Here is a 20,230-nt window from a genome sequence, read left to right as displayed (position 1 = left end):
ACTCAGCCTCATGCTGGCGCTGGCCGGCTGCGTGACAGTGCACAACGACGGCAACGGCCCCGGGCCGACCGACCATATCCCCAAGGCCAGCAAAGCCGATCAGCGCGAGGATGCAGCCCGTATCCATACCGACCTGGCCCAGCACTACCTGGCCGCGGGCAATCTGGAAGGGGCGCTGGACAAACTGAAGCTGGCGTTGCAGTTCGACCCGAACTACATCCCTGCTCACACCGTGATCGCGTTCGTCTACGAGAAGATCAACAAGCTCCCCGAGGCGGAGACCAATTACCGCCAAGCGGTTGCGCTCGCCCCGGACAAGGGCGATGTGAACAACAATCTGGGCCAGTTCTTGTGCAGCACCGGCAAGGAGCAGGAGTCCCTCGGCTATTTCAGGAAGGCCGTGGCCGACCCGTTCTACGCCACGCCGGATATGGCACTTACCAACGCCGGTATCTGCCAGTTGAAGATGGGTGATCAGGCCGGCGCAGAAGCGAGTTTTCGTGACGCAATCGCGCGAAATCCGGGCAATGGCGATGCACTTTTCCACCTTGCCGAAGTACTCTATACGCAAGGGGATGCATTTCGTGCCAGGGCTTTCATCCAGCGCTTCGATGCGTTGGGCAAGCCGACTGCGGCCTCCCTCAAGCTTGGTTACGATATCGAATCGCGCTTGGGCAATACGGATGCAGCCCAGTCTTATCTCGGGCGTTTGCAGGGCCAGTTCCCGGACTCGGAACAGGCCCGCGCCCTGAAAGCCACCGCCAGTCGTCCATGAACAACATGCAGCCTTCCCAGTCCGGCCAAGATCCGGCCGCGCCCGATCTGTTCGCCCAGCAGGATGGAAACACGGAAGCCAGCTTTGCAATGGTTGTGCAAGCCGACCCCGATGTCGCCTTCGGCAATCGCCTGCGCGCGGCGCGCGAAGCTCGCGGGCTTGAGCTGGGGGCTTGCGCGCATGCCTTGAGGTTGCCGCTGCGCATCCTCCGCAAGCTGGAGCATGGCGAGCACGACGGCATCGATTCGCGGGTCTACCTGGCCAGCTATATCGGCAAGTACAGCCAGTACCTGGGCATCGACGATACGGCGATCCAGGCCGAACTGGCGCGTGCCCACCATGTCGAGCCGGCACTTGTCGCCACCGGCGGCATTTCGCACTCGCGTTTCCTGTTCGACCGTTATGCCACCGCTGCCACCTATGTGGTGCTGACCCTGGTCATCGCGGTACCCACGGTCTGGTTTGGTGTGCGCAGCACGCTGGATCGCGACCTCAGCCACCTGACTCCGCTGGACGCCTCGCCGGTGGCCCAGCAGGACACGCAACAGGTTGCGGCGCCAGCCAAGTCGACTGCGCCGACCCTGGTGGCAAAAGCCCCTGATGCGCAACCTTCGGACGACCAGCCGCTGATGGCTTCGATGGCGCCGTTCCCGAGCATGGACAATGGCAGCTTGGCATCGCCGAAGGCCAGCGTACCGGCGCCAGCGGAGAGTGCAGGCGCCACGGCGGCTACCGTCGGTACGGGTGGCCACAGCATCACGCTGAGCCTGACTGCTGCCAGTTGGGTCGAGGTGGTCGGGCAGGATGGCTCGCGGCTGGAATACGGTCTGCTGCCCGCCGGAACCAGCAAGACATGGCGCAGCGACCAACCGCTGGATGTGCGCATCGGCAATGCCGATGGTGCGCAGATGAGCATCGACGGCCAACCCGTGGCACTCGATGCGTTGCGCCATGCCAACGTGGCGCATTTCCGCATGCAGATTGCTGCCGGCAAGGCTACTGCAGCCGTTCTCTGACGCGCGCTGCCGCGCCTGCGAACCATTCATTTCGGTTATGCTTGCCCATTCTTCGTCCGACTTCGGGCGAAGGGTGAAGGCGAGCCGTTTTCTCGCCTCCGGCCGGCGTGCGCATAGCGCGCGGCACCCACGAACGGTGAAGCATGGCATTCGACGCATACGACGATTACGAACAAAGCGAACGTGTCCAGAAATGGCTGCGCGAAAACGGTCTCTCCATCGCCGTTGGCATCGCGATCGGCCTGGTCGGCATTTTCGGTCTGCAGCAGTGGCGCAAGCACCAGGCCAATAGCGAGGCCGCTGCGGCCACGCTGTACCAGCAGGCCGATGTGGCGATCGCCAGCGGCAAGCCGGATGCTGCAACGGCCTTCGTCGACGAGTTGATGAAGGACTACGCCAAGTCGCCCTATGCACTGTTTGCGGTCAGCGACCGTGCGAAGCAGCAAGTGCAGGACAAGCAGTTCGACAAAGCCATCGTTTCGCTGCAGTGGGCTGCGGCGCATGCCGCCAGTCCGGCGCTGAAGTCGTTGGTGCAGTTGCGCATGGCTCGCGTGCAATTGGCCAAGGGCGACGGTCAGGCCGCTTTGGCCACGCTGGAAGCCATGCCGGCCGGCGATTACACCGGCCTGAATCAGGAACTCCGCGGCGACGCACTGGTCAAGTTGGGACGCGCCGACGACGCACGCAGGGCATACCAGGCGGCGATGGCGGCATTGGGTGAGGACGCGCCGCAACACGCCGTCCTGCAGATGAAAATCGACGATCTGGCCGTGGCCGGGAAGCAGGGTGCATGAAAGACGTGGTGAAGAAGAGCGCATGGCTGCTTGCTTTGGGTTCGCTGGCGCTGCTGGCTGGCTGTAATTCGTTCAAGAAGAAGAACATCGAGCCGCCGACCCCGCTGGACAAGCACTTCACGCCCACCGTACAGGTCAGCAAGGTCTGGACGGCGCGCATTGGCGATGGCGCCGGCATCAGCGGTGTGCGCCTGCGTCCGACCGTGGTTGACGGCGTGCTGTATGCGGTGAGCACCGACGGCAAGATTGCCGCGTTCGACGCCGCCAGCGGCAAGCAGCTGTGGGAAAAGACCACCAAGGTCAAGAAGGGCTGGTTCGGCTTCGGCGGCAAGAAAGGGAAGGCGATTCCCGACGGCTCCTATGCCGGCAGCCCTGCCGTGGCCGGCAACCTGCTCGCGGTGGGAACACTGGACGGGTATGTCTACGGCATGAACCCGAAGGACGGCAGCCCGTTGTGGTCGTCCGAGCTGGATTCCGAAGTGACCGCCGCACCGGCGATCAGCGGGGATCTGGTGATCGCGCGCACCCAGGACGGCCGCGTGTACGGCCTCGACGCCGCCACCGGCAAGCGCCGCTGGGTTTACGACCAGGGTACCGTGCCCTCGCTCAGCCTCCGCGGCTACGGTACGCCGCTGGCGGCGAACGGCGTGGTATTCATCGGTAGCGACGACGGCAAGCTGGTCGCGCTGCGCCAGGACAACGGCGAGAAGCTGTGGGAACAGCGGCTGGCCAATGGCGACGGTCGTACCGATATCGAGCGTCTCGACGACGCGGACGGCACGATCCTGCTCGATGGCAGCACGCTGTATGGTTCCGCCTATCATGGCGACCTCACCGCGATCGACGGCCCCAGCGGCCGCCCGCTGTGGTCGCACCCGTTCTCCACCTACACCTCGCTGAGCCTGGGAGGCAGTGCCCTCTATGGCGTGGACGACCAGGGCGAAGTGTGGGCATTCGACCGCAGCAGCGGCTCCGACATGTGGAAGGACGCCAAGCTCAAGTACCGCTGGCTCACTGGCCCCGCGGTGCAGGGCAACTATGTGGTGGTCGCTGACGCCTACGGTTTCGTGCATTGGTTGCAGACCAGCGACGGCGCACTGGCCGCGCGCATCCGCCTGTCCAAGAAGCCGATCCAGGCCCAGCCGCTGGTAGTGGGCGACACTGTGTACGTCGAGGATGTGAAGGGCCATATCGGCGCTTACCGCCTCGCTGCGCACTGATCGCCGGGAACCATGCGCTGTCATGCTGCCCGTCGTCGCCCTGGTCGGTCGCCCCAATGTCGGTAAATCGACCCTTTTCAACGCGCTGACGCGCAGCCGCGACGCCCTGGTGGCCGACCTGCCGGGCGTCACGCGCGATCGCCATTACGGTATCTGCCATCTCGTAGAAGAGCGACCATTTGTGGTGGTCGATACCGGCGGTCTTTCCGGCGTGGAAGAAGGCCTCGATGCGCTCACTGCGCAGCAGGTGCGCCTCGCCATCGACGAAGCGCAGGCGCTGGTGTTCGTGCTGGACGCGCGCGACGGCCTGCTGCCGCAGGATCGCACCATCCTCGACGAGCTGCGCCGTAGCGGCAAGCCCATCATCGCCGCGGTCAACAAGACCGACGGCCTCGACGAGCAGGCCGCGCTGGCCGAGTTCGCCGCCTTCGGCATCGCCGCCACGCTGCCGTTGTCCGCCGCGCACAACCGCGGCACCGATCGCCTGCTCGCCACGCTGCAGCCGCTGTTGCCGGAGGACACGGACGGGGAACTTGCGCCGGACGAGAGCGACAGCATCCGCGTCGCCATCGTCGGCCGACCGAACGCGGGCAAGTCCACCCTGATCAATCGCCTGCTCGGCGAAGACCGGCTGATCGTCTCCGACGTCGCCGGCACCACGCGCGACCCGATCCGCGTGCCGCTGGAGCGCGACGGCCGCAAGTACACCCTGATCGACACCGCCGGCGTCCGTCGCCGCGCGCGCGTCGAGGAAGCGGTGGAGAAGTTCAGCGTCATCAAGACCCTGCAGTCGATGGCCGCCGCGCAGGTCGTGGTGATGTTGATCGACGCGCGCGAAAACCTCGCGGACCAGGACCTCACCCTGATCGGCCACGCGCTGGACGAGGGCAGGGCACTGGTGATCGCGGTGAACAAGTGGGATGGCCTCGATGCCTACCAGCGCGAACGCTGCCAGGAAGCGCTGGCGCGCCGCCTGCAGTTCGTGGAGTGGGCGAAGCACGTCTACATCTCCGCCTTGCACGGCTCCGGTCTGCGCGAGCTGATGCGGGCCGTCGTGCGCGCGCATGCTTCCGCGACCAAGGAACTGAATTCGTCCGACCTCACCCGTTCGCTGGAAAAGGCCTACCAGAACTACCAGCCGCCGTTGGTGCGCGGGCATGCACCCAAGCTGCGCTTCGCCCATCCCGGCGGCAGCAATCCGCCGACTATCGTGATCCATGGCAGCCGCACCAAGCACATCGCGCCGGCCTACCAGCGCTACCTCGAAAACTTCTTCCGCAAGCGCTACAAGCTCGAAGGCACCTCGATCCGCATCGTGTTCCGCGAGGGCGAGAATCCCTATGCCGGCAAGAAGAACGTGCTCACTGAAGGCCAGATGCGCAAGCGCCAGCGCATGATCCGTGAGATGAAGAAGCGCAAGAAATAGGCCACTTCAATCGAACCGGCATCCATGGCACCCGCGCCGGTTGCAGGTCGCCACTTCGCGGAAAGCACGAACCCGCTTGGCCCGTTTGCTTCCTCTCCCCGCCGGGGTGAGGATTGAGGTGAGGGGTGGGTGCTCGCAAAAGCACACCATCGAAGCACGCTTCGTAGCTCCTTCATCGCCAGCCCGTCTCCTCACCCCGACCCTCTCCCCGCTGGGGAGAGGGGGACGGCGCGCTACACTTCGCACATGCCTCCCCATACCCATCGCGACACCTTGCTGGCCGAGCTCCGCGGTCGCATTCCCGAGCTGTCTCCTGCCGATGCGCTCGCGTGCCAGACGCAAGGCGCCTTGCTGGTCGACGTGCGCGAGGACGGCGAACGCGCCGCCGGCACGCCGGCGGATGCGCTGGGCTTGTCGCGTGGCTTCCTGGAACTGCGCATCGAGCAGGCCGAGCCGGATCGCGCACGTCCCATCCTCACTTTGTGCGGCAGCGGCGTGCGTTCGTTGCTGGCAGCGGAAACCCTGCAACGCATGGGCTATCGCGACGTGCGTTCTGTGGCCGGCGGCTTTGAGCGCTGGAAAAGTGAGGGCTTGCCCATCGTTACCGGGGCACTGGATGCCGATGCGGCCGAGCGGTATGCGCGCCAGTTGCGCCTGCCGCAAGTGGGCGAAGCGGGGCAGGCAAGGCTCGCGGAAGCGAAGGTCGTGCTGCTCGGCGCCGGCGGCCTGGGTGCGCCGGCGTCGCTGTATCTCGCCGCGGCTGGCGTGGGGCAACTCACGCTGATCGACGACGACCGCGTGGAGCGTTCCAACCTGCACCGGCAGGTGATCCACGCCGACGCGCGCGTGGGCATGGCCAAGACCGAATCGGCACGTATCGCGCTGAGTGCATTGAACCCGCGCGTGCGCATCCGGACATGCAACGAACGCCTGCATGTCGGCAACGTGGAACGTCTGCTCGAAGGCCACGATGTGCTGATCGATGGCGCCGACAATTTCCCCGCACGTTACCTGCTCGCCGCGGCTTCGCAGCGACTGAAGCTGCCGATGGTCTACGGCGCGGTGGAGCGCTTCACCGGCCAGGTCAGCGTGTTCGATCCGCGCCGGGCGGATTCGCCGTGCTACCGCTGCCTGTTTCCCGAGCCGCCGGCGGCGGCCGATGCGCCGAACTGCAGCGAAGCCGGCGTGCTCGGCGTGCTGCCCGGCATCGTGGGCCTGCTGCAGGCCACCGAGGCGCTCAAGCTGATCCTCGGGTTGGGCGACTCCCTGGTCGGCCGCCTGCTGTCCTTCGACGCGCTGGGCATGCGTTTCCGCGAGACGCGCCTGCCGCGTGATCCGGCTTGCCCGGGCTGCGGAGTGGGCGCATGTTTCACGGGTTACGAAGACATCGCCGCATTCTGCGCCGCGGCCGGCTGATCGAGGTCGGTCGGCACCAACCCGTAGACCACGGCATCTTCGGATTGCCCGTGCATCAACACGCGGCTTCTTGCAATACCTTCGCGCCTGGCGCCGATGCGCTCGGCACAGCGCTGGCTGGCGAGGTTGCCTGTGGCCGCGACAATCTCGATCCGCTGCAATCCCAGCGTTTCAAAGCCGAATACCGCAACAGCGCGTGCAGCGTGCGCGGCATACCCACGACCGTTGACGGAAGTGCGCATCCAGTAGCCGAGATTGCCGCGCATATTGCGTTCGTCCAACTGGTTGAGGCCAACACCACCCGCCAGCCGCCCGGTCGCGTCGAATACCGCGAAGGCGTACTGGCCGCCTGCATCCCAGCCCTGCTTGCAGGCGGCGATGCGCTGGCGCGCGGCGTCCAGGTCATAGTTCACGTGGCACCACTGCAGCCATCGCCCCACGCTGTCCAGCGACTCCCGGATGGCCTCGTGCAAGGCTTGCGCGTCATCGTCCCGCCAGGGACGCAAGGCGAGTGGCGGGATAGCGAGCTCCGCGGGTCCGGGGGGATTTTGTAAGGGCATGGGCAAAGTAGGTTTGTGCGGGTGGCGGACAGTCAGGATAATGTTGCGCTTTGCAAACAGAAAAGCCCCATGAGCGCACGCATCCTCGACGGCAAACGCATCGCGCAGGAACTGCTGGATCGGATCGGCAGGCGCGTCGCCGAGCGCAAGGCCCAGGGCCGTCCTGCACCCGGGCTGGCCGTGGTGCTCGTGGGCGACGACGCGGCGTCCTCGGTGTATGTGCGCAACAAGCGCAAGGCCTGCCATCAGGTGGGTTTCCGCTCGTTCGACTACGACCTTCCGGCCAGCACGACCCAGGAAGAACTGTTCGCGCTGATCGATCGGCTCAACGCCGATCCGGAGGTGCACGGCATCCTGGTGCAGTCGCCGTTGCCGGAGCACATCGACGAGGATGCGCTGGTCGACCGCATCGATCCGGCCAAGGACGTGGACGGCTTCCAGGCGGTGAACGTGGGGCGCCTCGCGCTGCGTCGCTTCGGCCTGCGTCCGTGCACGCCCAAGGGTGTGATGACCCTGCTTGGCCACACCGACCGACCGGTGCGCGGACAGCATGCCGTGGTTGTTGGCGTCTCCAACCACGTGGGCCGTCCGCTGGCGCTGGAGCTGCTGATTGCCGGCTGCACCACCACCTGCTGCCACAAGTTCACCCGCGACCTGGAAGGCCATGTGCGCCAGGCCGACATCGTGATCGTCGCCGTGGGCCGTCCGGGGCTGGTGAAGGGCGAATGGATCAAGCCTGGCGCCGTGGTGGTCGACGTCGGCATCAACCGCCTCGACGACGGTCGGCTGGTGGGCGACGTGGAATTCGCACCGGCCGCCGAACGTGCCAGCTGGATCACGCCGGTACCCGGCGGCGTCGGCCCGATGACCGTGGCCACGCTGATGGAAAACACGCTGGAAGCCGCCGAAGCGCGTTGAGATTCAGCTGCCGCGCTGGCGGCATGCTGCAGTGCCGCGTATAATCCTCTCTTTGCAGCGGGGCATACCATGCGCATTCTCGCCGAGGCTCTCACCTACGACGACGTCTTCCTCGTTCCGGGCCATTCCACCGTGCTGCCGCGCGACGTGGACACCTCCACCCGGTTCACCCGCAATCTGCGCCTGAACATCCCGATCGTCTCCGCGGCGATGGACACCGTGACCGAAGCGCGCCTCGCCATCACCATGGCGCAGCAGGGCGGCATAGGCATCATCCACAAGAACATGACGCTCGAGCAGCAGGCCGCCGAAGTGCGCCTGGTGAAGAAGTTCGAGGCGGGCGTGATCCGCAACCCCTTCAGCGTGAGCCCGGACACCTCGATCAGCGAGGTGCTCAAGCTCACCCGTGCGCACAACATCTCCGGCGTGCCGGTGGTGGAAGGCGAGAAGCTGGTCGGCATCGTCACCAGCCGCGACATGCGTTTCGAGCGCAAGCCCAACGACCCGGTGCGCAACATCATGACCCGCCAGGAGCGCCTGGTGACGGTGAAGGAAGGCGCCAGCCAGGACGAGGTGCTGCAGCTGCTGCACAAGCACCGCATCGAGAAGGTGCTGGTGGTCAACGACGACTTCCAACTGCGCGGCCTGATCACCGTGAAGGACATCCAGAAGGCGCGTGACAACCCGAATTCGGTCAAGGACCGCAACGAGGCGCTGCTGGTCGGCGCCGCGGTGGGCGTGGGCGGCGACACCGAGCGCCGGGTGGAGGCGCTGGTCGAGGCCGGCGTGGACGTGCTGGTGGTGGATACCGCCCACGGCCATTCGCAGGGCGTGATCGATCGCGTGGCCTGGGTGAAGAAGCAGTTCCCGCAGGTGCAGGTGGTGGCCGGCAACATCGTCACCGGCGACGCCGCGCTGATGTTGCGCGACGCCGGCGCCGATGCGGTGAAGGTGGGCGTGGGCCCCGGTTCGATCTGCACCACCCGCGTGGTGGCAGGCGTGGGCGTGCCGCAGATCACGGCCATCGACATGGTGGCCACGGCGCTGAAGGATTCCATTCCGTTGATCGCCGACGGCGGCATCCGCTATTCCGGCGACGTCCCCAAGGCGCTGGCTGCGGGCGCAAGCTCGGTCATGCTCGGCTCGATGTTCGCCGGCACCGAGGAATCGCCGGGCGAGGTGGAGCTGTTCCAGGGGCGTTCGTACAAGAGCTACCGCGGCATGGGCTCCATCGGCGCGATGCAGCTGGGCTCCAAGGACCGCTACTTCCAGGACAACGAAGCCGACGCCGACAAGCTGGTGCCCGAAGGCATCGAAGGCCGCGTGCCGTACCGCGGTTCGCTGCGCAACATTATCCACCAGCTGATCGGCGGCTTGCGTGCCTCGATGGGCTACCTCGGCGCTGCCACCATCGACGACGTGCGCAACAAGGCGCAGTTCGTGAAGGTGACTTCGGCCGGCGTGACCGAAGCGCATCCGCACGACATCCAGATCACCAAGGAAGCGCCGAACTACCGGCTGAATTCCTGACGAATGCGGGGGCGCTTGCGCTCCCTCTTGTCGTTCCGGCGCAGGCCGGAGTCCAGTGCCTCAGGTGCCACGAAAAAAGTCACTGGATCCCGGCCCTCGCCGGGATGACGGTCATGAAGACTTTCGCAGGTCAGAGCGTTGCGGCGTTCCGGCCTTTCTCTCTCGATTTCCGATCAACGCCGCCATGACCAACATCCATAGCGACAAAATCCTCATCCTCGACTTCGGTGCGCAGTACACGCAGCTGATCGCGCGTCGCGTGCGCGAGCTTGGCGTGTACTGCGAAATCTGGGCGTGGGATCACGACCCGGCCGAGATCGCCGCGTTCGGCGCCAAGGGCATCATCCTTTCCGGCGGCCCGGAATCCACCACGCTGCCAGATGCACCAAGCGCGCCGCAGGAAGTGTTCGACTCCGGTCTGCCCATCCTCGGCATCTGCTACGGCATGCAGACTTTGGCCGCGCAGTTGGGCGGCGCCACGGAAGCCGCCGACCAGCGCGAGTTCGGCCACGCGGAAGTGGACATCGTGGCGAAAAGCCGGCTGTTCGACGGTCTCTCCGATCACGGCGATGCGCACCGCCTCGACGTCTGGATGAGCCATGGCGACCACGTCAGCAAGGCGCCGCCGGGTTTTGCCATCACCGGCAGCACCGACCGCATTCCCGTCGCGGTGATGGAGGACGAGGCCCGTCGCTGGTACGGCGTGCAGTTCCATCCCGAAGTGACACACACGAAGCAGGGCAGCGCGCTGCTCAAGCGCTTCGTCACCGACATTTGCGGCTGCGCCACGCTGTGGACCGCGGCCAACATCATCGAAGACCAGATCGCCCGCGTGCGCGCGCAGGTGGGCAGCGACCACGTGTTGCTCGGCCTTTCCGGTGGCGTGGATTCCTCGGTGGTCGCCGCGCTGCTGCACCGCGCGATCGGCGAGCAGTTGACCTGCGTGTTCGTGGACACCGGCCTGTTGCGTTGGCAGGAGGGCGACCAGGTGATGGCCACGATGGCCGAGCACATGGGCGTCAAGGTCATCCGCGTCAATGCCGTCGAGCGCTATTTCAAGGCGCTGGAAGGCGTGGCCGACCCGGAAGCCAAGCGCAAGATCATCGGCCGCCTGTTCGTGGAGATCTTCGACGAGGAATCCGCCAAAGTCACCGCCGCCGGCCACGGCCAGGTGAAGTGGCTGGCACAAGGCACCATCTATCCCGACGTGATCGAGTCGGCCGGCAGCAAGACCGGCAAGGCCCACGTCATCAAGAGCCACCACAACGTGGGCGGCCTGCCCGAGCACATGAAGCTCAAGCTGATCGAGCCGCTGCGCGAACTGTTCAAGGACGAGGTGCGCCGCATCGGCGTGGAACTCGGCCTGCCGCGCGCGATGGTCTATCGCCATCCGTTCCCCGGCCCGGGCCTGGGCGTGCGCATCCTCGGCGAAGTGAAGCCGGAGTACGCCGAACTGCTGGCGCGCGCCGACGCCATCTTCATCGAAGAGCTGCGCGCCTGGGATCTCTACGACAAGACCAGCCAGGCCTTTGCCGTGTTCCTGCCGGTGAAATCGGTGGGCGTGGTGGGCGACGCGCGCGCCTACGAATGGGTGATCGCACTGCGCGCCGTGGAAACCATCGACTTCATGACCGCGCACTGGGCGCACCTGCCGTACGACTTCCTCGGCAAGGTCTCCAACCGCATCATCAACGAACTGCGCGGCGTTTCCCGCGTGGTCTACGACATCAGCGGCAAGCCGCCGGCGACCATCGAGTGGGAGTGAGTCTATTTATAGGTTCTGGCTTGCCCCCGAAAGCCGGCGCAGTGCCGGCTTTCTCGTGATCGTTTACCGTTTGCCCACATGACCGAAGAAACCCGCCAGCCTTTCACCGCCGAAGACGAGGCCCACATGCGCCGCGCGCTGCAGCTCGCCGCGCATGCCCGTGACGCCGAGGGCGAGGTGCCGGTAGGTGCGGTGCTGGTGCTGGGCGGCGAAATTGTCGGGCTGGGCTGGAACCGCAACATCACCTTGCACGATCCCACTGCCCATGCAGAGGTGATGGCTTTGCGCGCGGCCGGCGAAAGACTCGCCAACCACCGCGTTGTCGGCGCCACGCTCTATGTCACGCTGGAGCCATGCGCGATGTGCGCGATGGCCTTGATACACGCCCGCATCGGCCGTGTGGTCTACGCGGCTACCGACCCCAAGACCGGTGCCGCCGGCAGCGTGTTCGACACCCTGATCGATCCGCGCCACAACCACCGCCTCTCCGTGCAGGGTGGCCTGCTGGCCGAAGAGTCGTCGGCCATGTTGCGGGAATTCTTCAAAGCCCGGCGCTGAGCCGTTGCGCCTCGATGGTCAGGGCCGAGCCGTCGTTGGACTTCTGCACGACGGTGAATTGGCCCACGATCACCCTGCACTGAAGAAGCTCCGGCAGTCGTTCTTCCAGCGGCAAACCAGCTGACCAGGATGCGCATGTCAGCCCGCGGAAGCGGCGGCCCGCGACGGGTCCCGTTCAACCGGCGCCTTGCTTGCTTCCCGCGGCGTGCAAGGTTGGCGGTTCAGGCAACGTGGCGATGGCCGCGGACGGTGGTCCGGGCGACGCCAGCGGCACATGTGCATCATTTGCTGACACGGGCGGAACAGAAGGCGCCGGTGTCGGCGAAGCCGGAGTATCGCGGTTGGACTGCGGAGCGTTGTCCACCATGCCGCGTGAAAGCGCCTCGGCCTCGGCTTCCTTGGTCATCACGATGATGCTGATGCGCCGGTTGATCGGATCACTGGGGTTGGCCTTGTCCAGCGGTACCGAGGCGGCCAGGCCCACCACCCGGGTCACCTTGTCGTCCAGCATGCCGCCGGCGATCAGGGCCCGACGCGCGGCGTTGGCGCGGTCGGTGGACAGTTCCCAGTTGCTGTAGCCATTGTTGTTGTCGTAGGAGGCGTCGTCGGTGTGGCCGGTGATGCTGATGTGGTTGGGCACGCGGTTGATGAACTTGGCCAGTTCCGCCAGCAGCGTTTGCGTGTAGTCCCGCAGCCGCGCGCTACCCAGGTCGAACATCGGCCGGTTGAGCTTGTCCACGATCTGGATGCGCAGTCCCTCGGATGTGATGTCCAGCAGCAACTGGTCCTTGAACGGCGCCAGTGCCTGGCTCTTCTGGATCGCTGCGTTCAGTTCGTCTTTCAGTTCTTCCAGGTGGGCACGATCGAGTTCGCGGGCGCGCTTTTCGATCTCGTCCTTCGAGGGAGCGCCAACCGGACCGTTGTGTCTATCCTTGCCTGGGCCGTGCGAGAGATCCATCGCTCCGCCCAGTTGGATCAGGGAGTCGCTGGCGCCGCCGGGCCCGGCCTTGCCGGGTGGCGCCACCGTGGCAGTGCCTGGCGTGGCGCTGGGGTTGCGGAAATATTCGGAGATCGCGGCTTTCTGCTCGCGCGTGCCGACGCCGATGATCCACATCACCAGAAAGAACGCCATCATCGCGGTGACGAAGTCGGCGTAGGCGACCTTCCAGGCACCGCCATGGTGACCGTGGCCGCGCTTCTTCACCCGCTTGATGATGATTGGCGGGGCGGCGTCGCTCACGCGCCGGCTCCGGAATGCACCTTGCCGAGATGCTCCTCCAGGTCCTGGAAGTTCGGGCGAGCGTGCGCGGAGAGCACCTTGCGGGCGAACTCGACGGAGACCTTGGGGTTGTAGCCGCGCAGGTTGGCCATCAGGCCCACCTTCACGCATTCGAAGGCCTTGCCGTCCTCGCGCACGCGAGCCTCCATGGCTGCTGCCAACGGGCCGATGAAGCCGTAGCACAGCAGGATGCCCAGAAAGGTGCCGACCAGCGCGCCGGCGATGTGCTCGCCGATCTTGGAGGTATCGCCAGAGAGATTGGACATGGTGGTGACGATGCCGAGCACGGCCGCCACGATGCCGAAGCCCGGCAGCGCGTCGGCCATCTTCGAAACGGCCATCGCGGGTACCTCGGCCTCCATGTGGTGGGTCTCCACCTCGGCGTCGAGCAGCGACTCCAGCTCGATCGCCTCCATGTTTCCGCCAACGATCAGGCGCAGGCAGTCGGTGATGAATTCAACCATGTGCCGTTCGCCGAGCAGCCGCGGGTAGGCCGCAAACAGCGGGCTCGATTGCGGGTCCTCGATGTGCGCCTCCATGCCGAGCAGGCCTTCCTTGCGCATGGCGCTGAAGATGTCGTACAGCAGCGAAAGCAGGTCCACGAAATCCTGCCGGCGGTAGGCCGGCCCCTTGAACAGGGCCGCCATGTCGTGCAGCGCGGCCTTCACCACCTTGCTGGAGTTGGCGGTGAGAAAGGCGCCGATCGAGCCACCGAAGATGATCAGCAGTTCGTAAGGTTGCCACAGTGCCAACAGATGGCCATGCGACAGCACGTAGCCGCCCAGCACGCAACCGATGACGACCAACGATCCGACGAGAACCAGCATGTATGACTCCGAATAGCGCGCGCGTTGCTGCCATGCGTATCGGTCGTTGCGAGGGAAGCTTGAGCGCGGAACGCTCGACCGCGGACGGTACGCGTGCGTACCGTTCCGTGTCGATAGGCTTCTCCAAAGCGGATGCCACGTCGCGCCGACTGCCGAACCTAAGCCTGCAGGCCGGCTCGCCGATGCCGGCGCAGCCCGCCTCGGACGAAGGATCACACCTGCAGGCGGTCGTCCTTGCGCGCGACGAGGCTGTACAGGGCGGGCATCAGGAAGATGCTGATTGCCAGCCGCGTGAACAGGCCGCTGACGATCACCAGCGCGAACGGCTTTTGCGTGTCGGTGCCGACGCCGACCGCGATGGCGGCCGGCAACAGGCCCAGCGCGGCCACGAGCGCGGTCATCATGATCGGGCGCAGGCGCAGGATCGCTCCCTCGCGTATGGCCTCGTCGATCGGCGTGCCGCCCAGGCGCAACTCGTTGACGTAGGAGATATAGACCACTGCGGTCTGCACCGACACGCCGAACAGCGCCAGGAAGCCGATGCCGGATGACACGGAAAACGGCGTGTGCGTGAGCCATAGAGCGACGATGCCACCGACCGGCGCCGACAGCAGCACGCCGAGCACGGTGATCAGCGGGAACTTGAAGTTGCCGTACAGCGCGAACAGCAGCAGGAAGATGACGGCCAGCGTGAGCGGCAACACGATGTTGAGTTGCCGGTGCGAGGCCGTGTATTCCTTGTATTCGCCGCCCCAGTCGAGACGATAGCCCTGGGGCAGTTTCACCTGCTTCGTGACCTGCGCCATCGCATCCTCCACCGCGCCGGCGAGGTCGCGGCCCTGCACCGAGAACTGCACGCCGATATAGCGCGAATCGTTCTCGCGGTAGATGAAGGAGGCGCCGTTCTCGACCGTGATGTCGGCGAATTCCTTCAACGGGATCTGCTGGCCGCCCGGTGTCGCGACCGGGATGTCGCCGATCTGCTGCGGGTTGTTGCGGTACTGCGGGAGCAGGCGCACCACCAGGTCGAACTGCTTCTCGCCCTGTACCACCTCGGTGGCGACGTCGCCGCCGACCGCGGTATTGATCAGATTGTTGATGTCGTCGACGTTGATGCCGTAGCGCGCGGTCTTGGCGCGGTCGATCTTGATCGCGAGATTGGGCTGGCCCAGCTCGTGCACCAGCGTCACGTCGGTGATGCCGCGCACTTTCTCCATCACCGCCTTGATCTGCTTGCCCTTGGCCTGCAGCGTGCGCAGGTCCGACCCGTACACCTTCACCGCCAGCGCGCTCTTCAGCCCGGTCTCGGCCTCGTCCACCGCATCTTCGGCGGGCTGGGTGTAGTTGAACTGGATGCCAGGGAATTTCTGCAGCTTGGCGTCGATCGCGGCGATCAGCGCCTGCTTGTCGCGGTAGGCACCATGCCATTCCGAATACGGCTTCAGGCCGACGAAGAATTCGTCGTTGAAGAAGCCGGTGGAATCGGTGCCGTCATCGGGACGCGCCAGTTCCGATGCCACCGTGGTGACGACCGGGAAGGAGCGCAGAACTTCGCGGATCTGCGGCGAGATTTTCGCGGCCTCGTCGAACGAGATCGTGTAGGGCATCGTCGCGCGCACCCACAAGGCGCCTTCATCGAGCTGCGGCATGAATTCCGCGCCCATGAAAGGCACCAGCAGCAGAGACAGACCGAGCAGCGCGAGCGTGGCGATCGTGATGCGCCACGGATGCGCCAGGCACGTATCCAGCCATTTCGCATAGCGCGTCTTGATGGACTCGAAGATCGTGTTGCGGCGTTCGCGCACGCCCTTGCGCATGAACCACGCGCAGAGCACCGGCAGCAGGGTCAGCGTGACGATCAGGGAGCCGACGATCGCGAAGATCATGGTGTCGGCCATCGGCTTGAACAGCGTGCCGGACGGCCCGCTCAACACGTAGATCGGCAGGAAGCCGGCCACGATGACGCCCACCGCGTAGAACAGCGGGCGATCGACCTCGGCCGCCGCGTCGCGGATGACGCCGCCGATGTCCAGCGAAGTGCCCTGGCGCAGAGCGAGTTGGCGGTAGATGTTTTCCACCATCACCACCGCGGCATCCACCAGGATGCCGAAGTCCACCGCACCGATCGAGAGCAGGTTCGCCGAGGCGTTCTGCAGGTGCAGCCCGCAGAACGCGAACATCAGGGCCAGCGGGATCGTGACCGCGACGATCAGGCCGGCGCGCAAGTCGTACAGGAAGAACACTAGCACCGCGATCACCAGCAGCATCCCGACCAGCAGGTTGTGCCGCACCACTTCCTTGGTCTGCTGGATCAGGTCGGTGAGGTCGTAGAACGGATGGATCTTGACGTCTTTCGGCAGGATCTCGTCGTTGAGTTCCTTGGTCTTGGCCTCGACACGCTGCAGCACGTTCTGGGTCTTGGCCCCGGTCAGCGTCAGGATCACACCCTCGACCGCGTCGTCCTGGCCCATGTAGCCGAACTCGCCCAGGCGCGGTGCAATGCCGATCTCGACCTTGCCCACGTCCTTCACCAGCACGGGTGTGCCGTTGTGCACGGCCAGCACCACGTTGCCGATGTCCTCCAGCGTCACCATCCGCCCGAGTCCGCGCACGTAGAAGAACTGGCCGCCTTGCTGGTAGAAGCCGCCGCCGGCGTTGCTGTTGTTCGCGGTGAGCGAGGCTTCGATCTGCGTCACGCTGAGGCCCAGCGCAGCGACCTTCACCGGGTCGAGCAGCACCTGGTATTGCATGTTGCCGCCGCCGAACGCGGAATCGTCGGCGACGCCAGGCACCGACCGGTACTGCGGCGCGATCACCCAGTCTTCCAGGGTCTTCAGCTCCATCGGCGAGCGGTCGGAGCTCTGCAGCACGTAGCGGTAGACCAGGCCGGACGGCGGCGACATCGGCGAGAGCGATGGCGTGACGCCGCTGGGCAGGGTGATGCCAGGCAGGCGGTTGTACACCTGCTGTTGCGCGAAATAGTCGTCGACGCCGTTGGCATAGGTGAGCGTGACGTCCGACAGCCCGTAGAGCGAGATCGAGCGCTTGGTCACCAGGCCCGGGATCGCGTTCATTCCCAGTTCCACCGGCACCGAAATCAGGCGTTCGACTTCCTCCGCCGAATGGCCGGGCCACTGGGTAATGATTTCCGCCATGGGTGGCGACAGATCCGGATACGCATCCATCGGCAGGGAGTTGTAGGCCCAGATGCCGGCGACCGTGAGCGCGCACGACAGCAGCACGATGAGCAAGCGCTGCTGCAACGCGAAGGCGACGATGCGGTTGATGATCGAAGCGTCGCGCTTCGATGCGTCGGGGGGCGGGGCGGCGATCATTGGGTCTGGATGAAATTGAGGAAGATCGCGCCGTCCATGACCACCTTGTCGCCGGTATGGAGGCCTTGCGGGATCACGTAACGGTCGTCGATCCGCTCGCCCAGCGTAACGGGCATGCGTGCATAGCCGCCGTCCTGCGCGACCACGTAGACGAAGGGCAGGTTCTCGTCGTCGCGCAATACCGCCGATACGGGGACCAGGATGCCCGTCCGTGCGTCGCGCGACCGGATCCGCACCGAGACGTACATCTGCTGCTTCAATACACCGTCCGCATTGTCGACCGCGACGCGGGCGGTCGCCGAACGCGTATTCGGGTCGATCACCGAGCCGACGTTGGTGACCTTGCCGGCGACGGGTTTGTCGCCGTCGCCGATTTCGACCTCGGCGGGATCACCTACCTTCACCGCACCGAATTCGCGGTCGAACAGTTGGCCCATCACCCACATCTTCGAGGTATCGGCGATGGTGAAGCAGTCGGTGGTTCCCGCCGACAGCAATTGCCCAGGCGTGATCGACTTGACGACGACGGTGCCAGCGATCGGGGCGCGGATCACGCCGGAGCCGCCTGTGACCGGCCGGCCGGCCTGGATGTCGGCGATGGTTTTCGGGTCGACGTGCAAGCCGACCAGCACCTGCAACGCCGCATCGCGGTCGGAATCGGCACCAGCCGCGTCGGATTGCGCCTGCGCGTATTCGCGCTGCGACACCGCCTGGTGTGCGTAGAGGTCGCGGTCGGTCGAGGCGATCTGGTCGGCCGCCTTGGCCGCGGCCAGGTTCTTGCGGTACGTGTCTATCGCGGCGGCGAAGTCGGGCGAATCCACGAGGGCCAGCGCCTCTCCCTGCTTCACCGTCTGGCCCAGCGTCACCAGCAGTTTCGCGACCGGCCCCGAGATCGGCGCGAGCACGTCGGTCGAGCGGTTGTGGTCGAAATCCACCATGCCGGTGGTGTTGATCACGGTCTGGTAGGACGAGGGTTCGACCGTGTACAGATGGATGCTCTGCTGCTGCGCCTGGGTCAGGGTGACGTTCTGCGGCGTCGTCGCAGCGGACTCCGGTTCGCCCGTATTGGACGAGCAGGCGCCAAGTGCGACAGCCGCGAGCAGGACCGCGAGCGCAGCGCCATGGCGCATGGAGGCAGGGAAGGGCGAGGCAGGTTTATTCATCGTCACTGCGTGCTCAGATCGGAGTGGTGCCACCAGCCGCCACCCAGCGCCTGGTACAGCGCGGCCGTGTCGGCGAAGCGATTGGCCTGGGCTTGCACGAGGGTGATTCGTGCCTGCTGCCAGGTTTGTTCGGCGGTCAGCCATTGCAGGTTGCTGGCATAACCGGCCTTGAGTTGGTGCTCGGTGAGGTCCAGCGTCAGCTTCGCGGCCTGCTCGGCCTTTGCCGCGGATTGCAGCGCCTTCGCGTCCTGATCGAGTGCGACCAGCGTGTCGGCGACGTTCTGGAACGCCGCAAGCACGGTGCTGCGGTATTGCTCGTCGGCCTCGACAAAGGCGGCCTTCGCCGCGCGCTGCTGGTGCAACAGGGTGCCGCCCTCGAAGATCGGTGCGGTGATGCCTGCCGCCATGTCCCAGAAGCCGGTGCCCCCGGTGAACAGTTTGGAAAACTCCAGCGAGGTGCTGCCGGTGTCGGCGGTGAGCGTGAGGTTAGGCAACCGCGCAGCCGTGGCCACGCCGACCTCGGCGCTGGCGGCATGCAGGTTGGCCTGCGCCTGGCGCACGTCCGGCCGTTGCGCCACCAGGGCCGAAGGCAGGGAGAGCGGCAGAGCCTCGGGCAGGTGCAGGCTGTCCAGCGTGATCTGGTCGCCGGCTGCCTGCGACGGGAAGCGGCCCGCCAGCACCGCAAGCAGGTCGCGTTGTTGCGCCAGTTGCTTCTCCAGTGGCGGCAGTGTTGCCTCGGTCTGCGCCAGTTGGGATTCCTGCGCGGCCAGATCGACCCGGCTCGCGTAACCCTTGGCGAACTGGTAGCGCAGGATGTCGAGCATCTTCGTGTTCTCGTCGACCAATTGCCGCGTGGCGTCGATCTGCGCCTGCAGTGCGGCCAACTGGATCGCCGCCACCGCTACGTTCGAGGCCAGCGTGTTCCAGGCCGCGATCATCTGGAAGCGTGCGGACTGCTCCTGCGCCTTGAGCGACTCGACCGAGCGCCGGTTCGCGCCGAACACGTCGGGCGTGTAGGAAATCGAGAGCTGCGGCGTGTACAGGTTGTACAGGAAGGCATTGGAATCCGGCACGGGAGCCAGCGAACCGGCCTGGCGCTGGCGGCTGGCCGACAGGTTCGCCGACACGCTGGGGAAGAATGCGCCGCGTTGCGCCAGCATGTTCTCGTGCGCCACGCGCAGGGCTGCCTGCGCGGCCTTCAGGTCCGGGTTGTGCGCCAGCGCCTGCTTGATCAGCGCGTCGAGTGGCGCGCAATGGAACAGCGTCCACCAGTCGCCGGGAATGTCCGCGCCCGAATCGAAATGCTGGGCCGAGCCGGCTGCCACGCCTGGCGTGGCAGCCGTCGCCGCAACGGGATGCGGGGTGTAGCTGCTGACGGCAGGTGGCGCAGGCGCCTTGAAATTCGGGCCCACCGCGCAAGCCGCAAGCAGCATGGCGGCGGCCGGCACGGTGAATCGCAGGGCTTGCGCCACGGGGATGCGGACAAACGGCAAGGCAACCATGGCGAACCCGTACTCTCCTCATGCATTGTTCTGCCAAGCGGCATGGCCGCTTGAACCTGGCGAAAGACGAACTCCGCGTCCCCTCATGCTTCGACTCTGGACGCCGCCGCCGCGCGGACATCGCTTGGATGCATTGCGTGCGGCAG

16 protein-coding genes are annotated in these 20,230 nt (G+C 65.8%); 10 read left to right on the top strand and 6 right to left on the bottom strand.

What is annotated here, in order from left to right:
- Positions 1-10 precede the first annotated feature (10 nt).
- From pilW to moeB, 6 genes are all read left to right on the top strand, one after another.
- Positions 11-775: a type IV pilus biogenesis/stability protein PilW gene (pilW, locus tag ISP25_RS02080; protein ID WP_225578327.1), complete on the top strand. Its 765-nt coding sequence runs from the start codon at positions 11-13 to the stop codon at positions 773-775.
- The gene (locus ISP25_RS02075; protein ID WP_404611969.1) at positions 772-1,791 is read left to right on the top strand and encodes a helix-turn-helix domain-containing protein; all 1,020 of its coding nucleotides are present in this window, start codon (positions 772-774) and stop codon (positions 1,789-1,791) included. The genes pilW and ISP25_RS02075 overlap by 4 nt, the downstream gene beginning before the upstream one ends.
- Before the next feature lie 143 nt (positions 1,792-1,934).
- Entirely contained in the window at positions 1,935-2,585 is a 651-nt protein-coding gene (locus ISP25_RS02070) for a YfgM family protein (RefSeq protein WP_192157269.1), read from the top strand.
- The gene (gene bamB / locus ISP25_RS02065; RefSeq protein ID WP_192157271.1) at positions 2,582-3,805 is read left to right on the top strand and encodes an outer membrane protein assembly factor BamB; all 1,224 of its coding nucleotides are present in this window, start codon (positions 2,582-2,584) and stop codon (positions 3,803-3,805) included. Before ISP25_RS02070 ends, bamB begins: the two co-directional genes overlap by 4 nt.
- 22 nt (positions 3,806-3,827) lie before the next feature.
- Positions 3,828-5,231, top strand: a complete 1,404-nt coding sequence (gene der, locus ISP25_RS02060) for a ribosome biogenesis GTPase Der (protein ID WP_192157273.1) — start codon at positions 3,828-3,830, stop codon at positions 5,229-5,231.
- 246 nt (positions 5,232-5,477) lie between these two features.
- Positions 5,478-6,647, top strand: a complete 1,170-nt coding sequence (gene moeB, locus ISP25_RS02055) for a molybdopterin-synthase adenylyltransferase MoeB (protein WP_404611966.1) — start codon at positions 5,478-5,480, stop codon at positions 6,645-6,647.
- On the opposite strand, the gene ISP25_RS02050 is transcribed toward moeB, so the two are convergent.
- Positions 6,608-7,207, bottom strand: a complete 600-nt coding sequence (locus ISP25_RS02050) for a GNAT family N-acetyltransferase (RefSeq protein WP_404611965.1) — start codon at positions 7,205-7,207, stop codon at positions 6,608-6,610. The genes moeB and ISP25_RS02050 overlap by 40 nt on opposite strands.
- 69 nt (positions 7,208-7,276) lie before the next feature.
- Between ISP25_RS02050 and folD the strand changes: the two genes are divergently transcribed.
- The 4 genes from folD to tadA all read left to right on the top strand — a co-directional run bounded on the left by folD (position 7,277) and on the right by tadA (position 11,978).
- Positions 7,277-8,125, top strand: coding sequence for a bifunctional methylenetetrahydrofolate dehydrogenase/methenyltetrahydrofolate cyclohydrolase FolD (gene folD / locus ISP25_RS02045; RefSeq protein ID WP_192157278.1), 849 nt, complete (start codon positions 7,277-7,279; stop codon positions 8,123-8,125).
- 69 nt (positions 8,126-8,194) lie between these two features.
- On the top strand, positions 8,195-9,655 hold the full coding sequence (gene guaB / locus ISP25_RS02040) for an IMP dehydrogenase (RefSeq protein ID WP_192157280.1): 1,461 nt from the start codon (positions 8,195-8,197) through the stop codon (positions 9,653-9,655).
- Between the two features lie 184 nt (positions 9,656-9,839).
- Positions 9,840-11,420, top strand: coding sequence for a glutamine-hydrolyzing GMP synthase (gene guaA, locus ISP25_RS02035; protein ID WP_404611962.1), 1,581 nt, complete (start codon positions 9,840-9,842; stop codon positions 11,418-11,420).
- Between the two features lie 78 nt (positions 11,421-11,498).
- The gene (tadA, locus tag ISP25_RS02030; RefSeq protein WP_404611960.1) at positions 11,499-11,978 is read left to right on the top strand and encodes a tRNA adenosine(34) deaminase TadA; all 480 of its coding nucleotides are present in this window, start codon (positions 11,499-11,501) and stop codon (positions 11,976-11,978) included.
- 175 nt (positions 11,979-12,153) lie between these two features.
- Here tadA and motB read toward each other — a convergent pair whose 3' ends face one another.
- From motB to ISP25_RS02005, 5 genes are all read right to left on the bottom strand, one after another.
- Positions 12,154-13,218: a flagellar motor protein MotB gene (gene motB / locus ISP25_RS02025; protein ID WP_192157286.1), complete on the bottom strand. Its 1,065-nt coding sequence runs from the start codon at positions 13,216-13,218 to the stop codon at positions 12,154-12,156.
- Positions 13,215-14,084: a flagellar motor stator protein MotA gene (gene motA, locus ISP25_RS02020; RefSeq protein WP_192157288.1), complete on the bottom strand. Its 870-nt coding sequence runs from the start codon at positions 14,082-14,084 to the stop codon at positions 13,215-13,217. The genes motB and motA overlap by 4 nt, the downstream gene beginning before the upstream one ends.
- Positions 14,085-14,296: 212 nt before the next feature.
- A complete protein-coding gene (locus ISP25_RS02015; RefSeq protein WP_404611957.1) occupies positions 14,297-17,419 on the bottom strand; it encodes an efflux RND transporter permease subunit in 3,123 nt (1,040 codons plus the stop codon).
- Positions 17,416-18,582: an efflux RND transporter periplasmic adaptor subunit gene (locus ISP25_RS02010; protein ID WP_404611955.1), complete on the bottom strand. Its 1,167-nt coding sequence runs from the start codon at positions 18,580-18,582 to the stop codon at positions 17,416-17,418. The genes ISP25_RS02015 and ISP25_RS02010 overlap by 4 nt, the downstream gene beginning before the upstream one ends.
- A 2-nt stretch (positions 18,583-18,584) precedes the next feature.
- Positions 18,585-20,084 (bottom strand): efflux transporter outer membrane subunit, encoded by a 1,500-nt coding sequence (locus ISP25_RS02005; RefSeq protein WP_404611953.1) that lies wholly within the window; start codon positions 20,082-20,084, stop codon positions 18,585-18,587.
- Between the last annotated feature and the right edge of the window lie 146 nt (positions 20,085-20,230).

Source organism: Rhodanobacter hydrolyticus (assembly GCF_044904645.1).
This window is presented reverse-complemented; position numbering and strand designations above follow the sequence as displayed.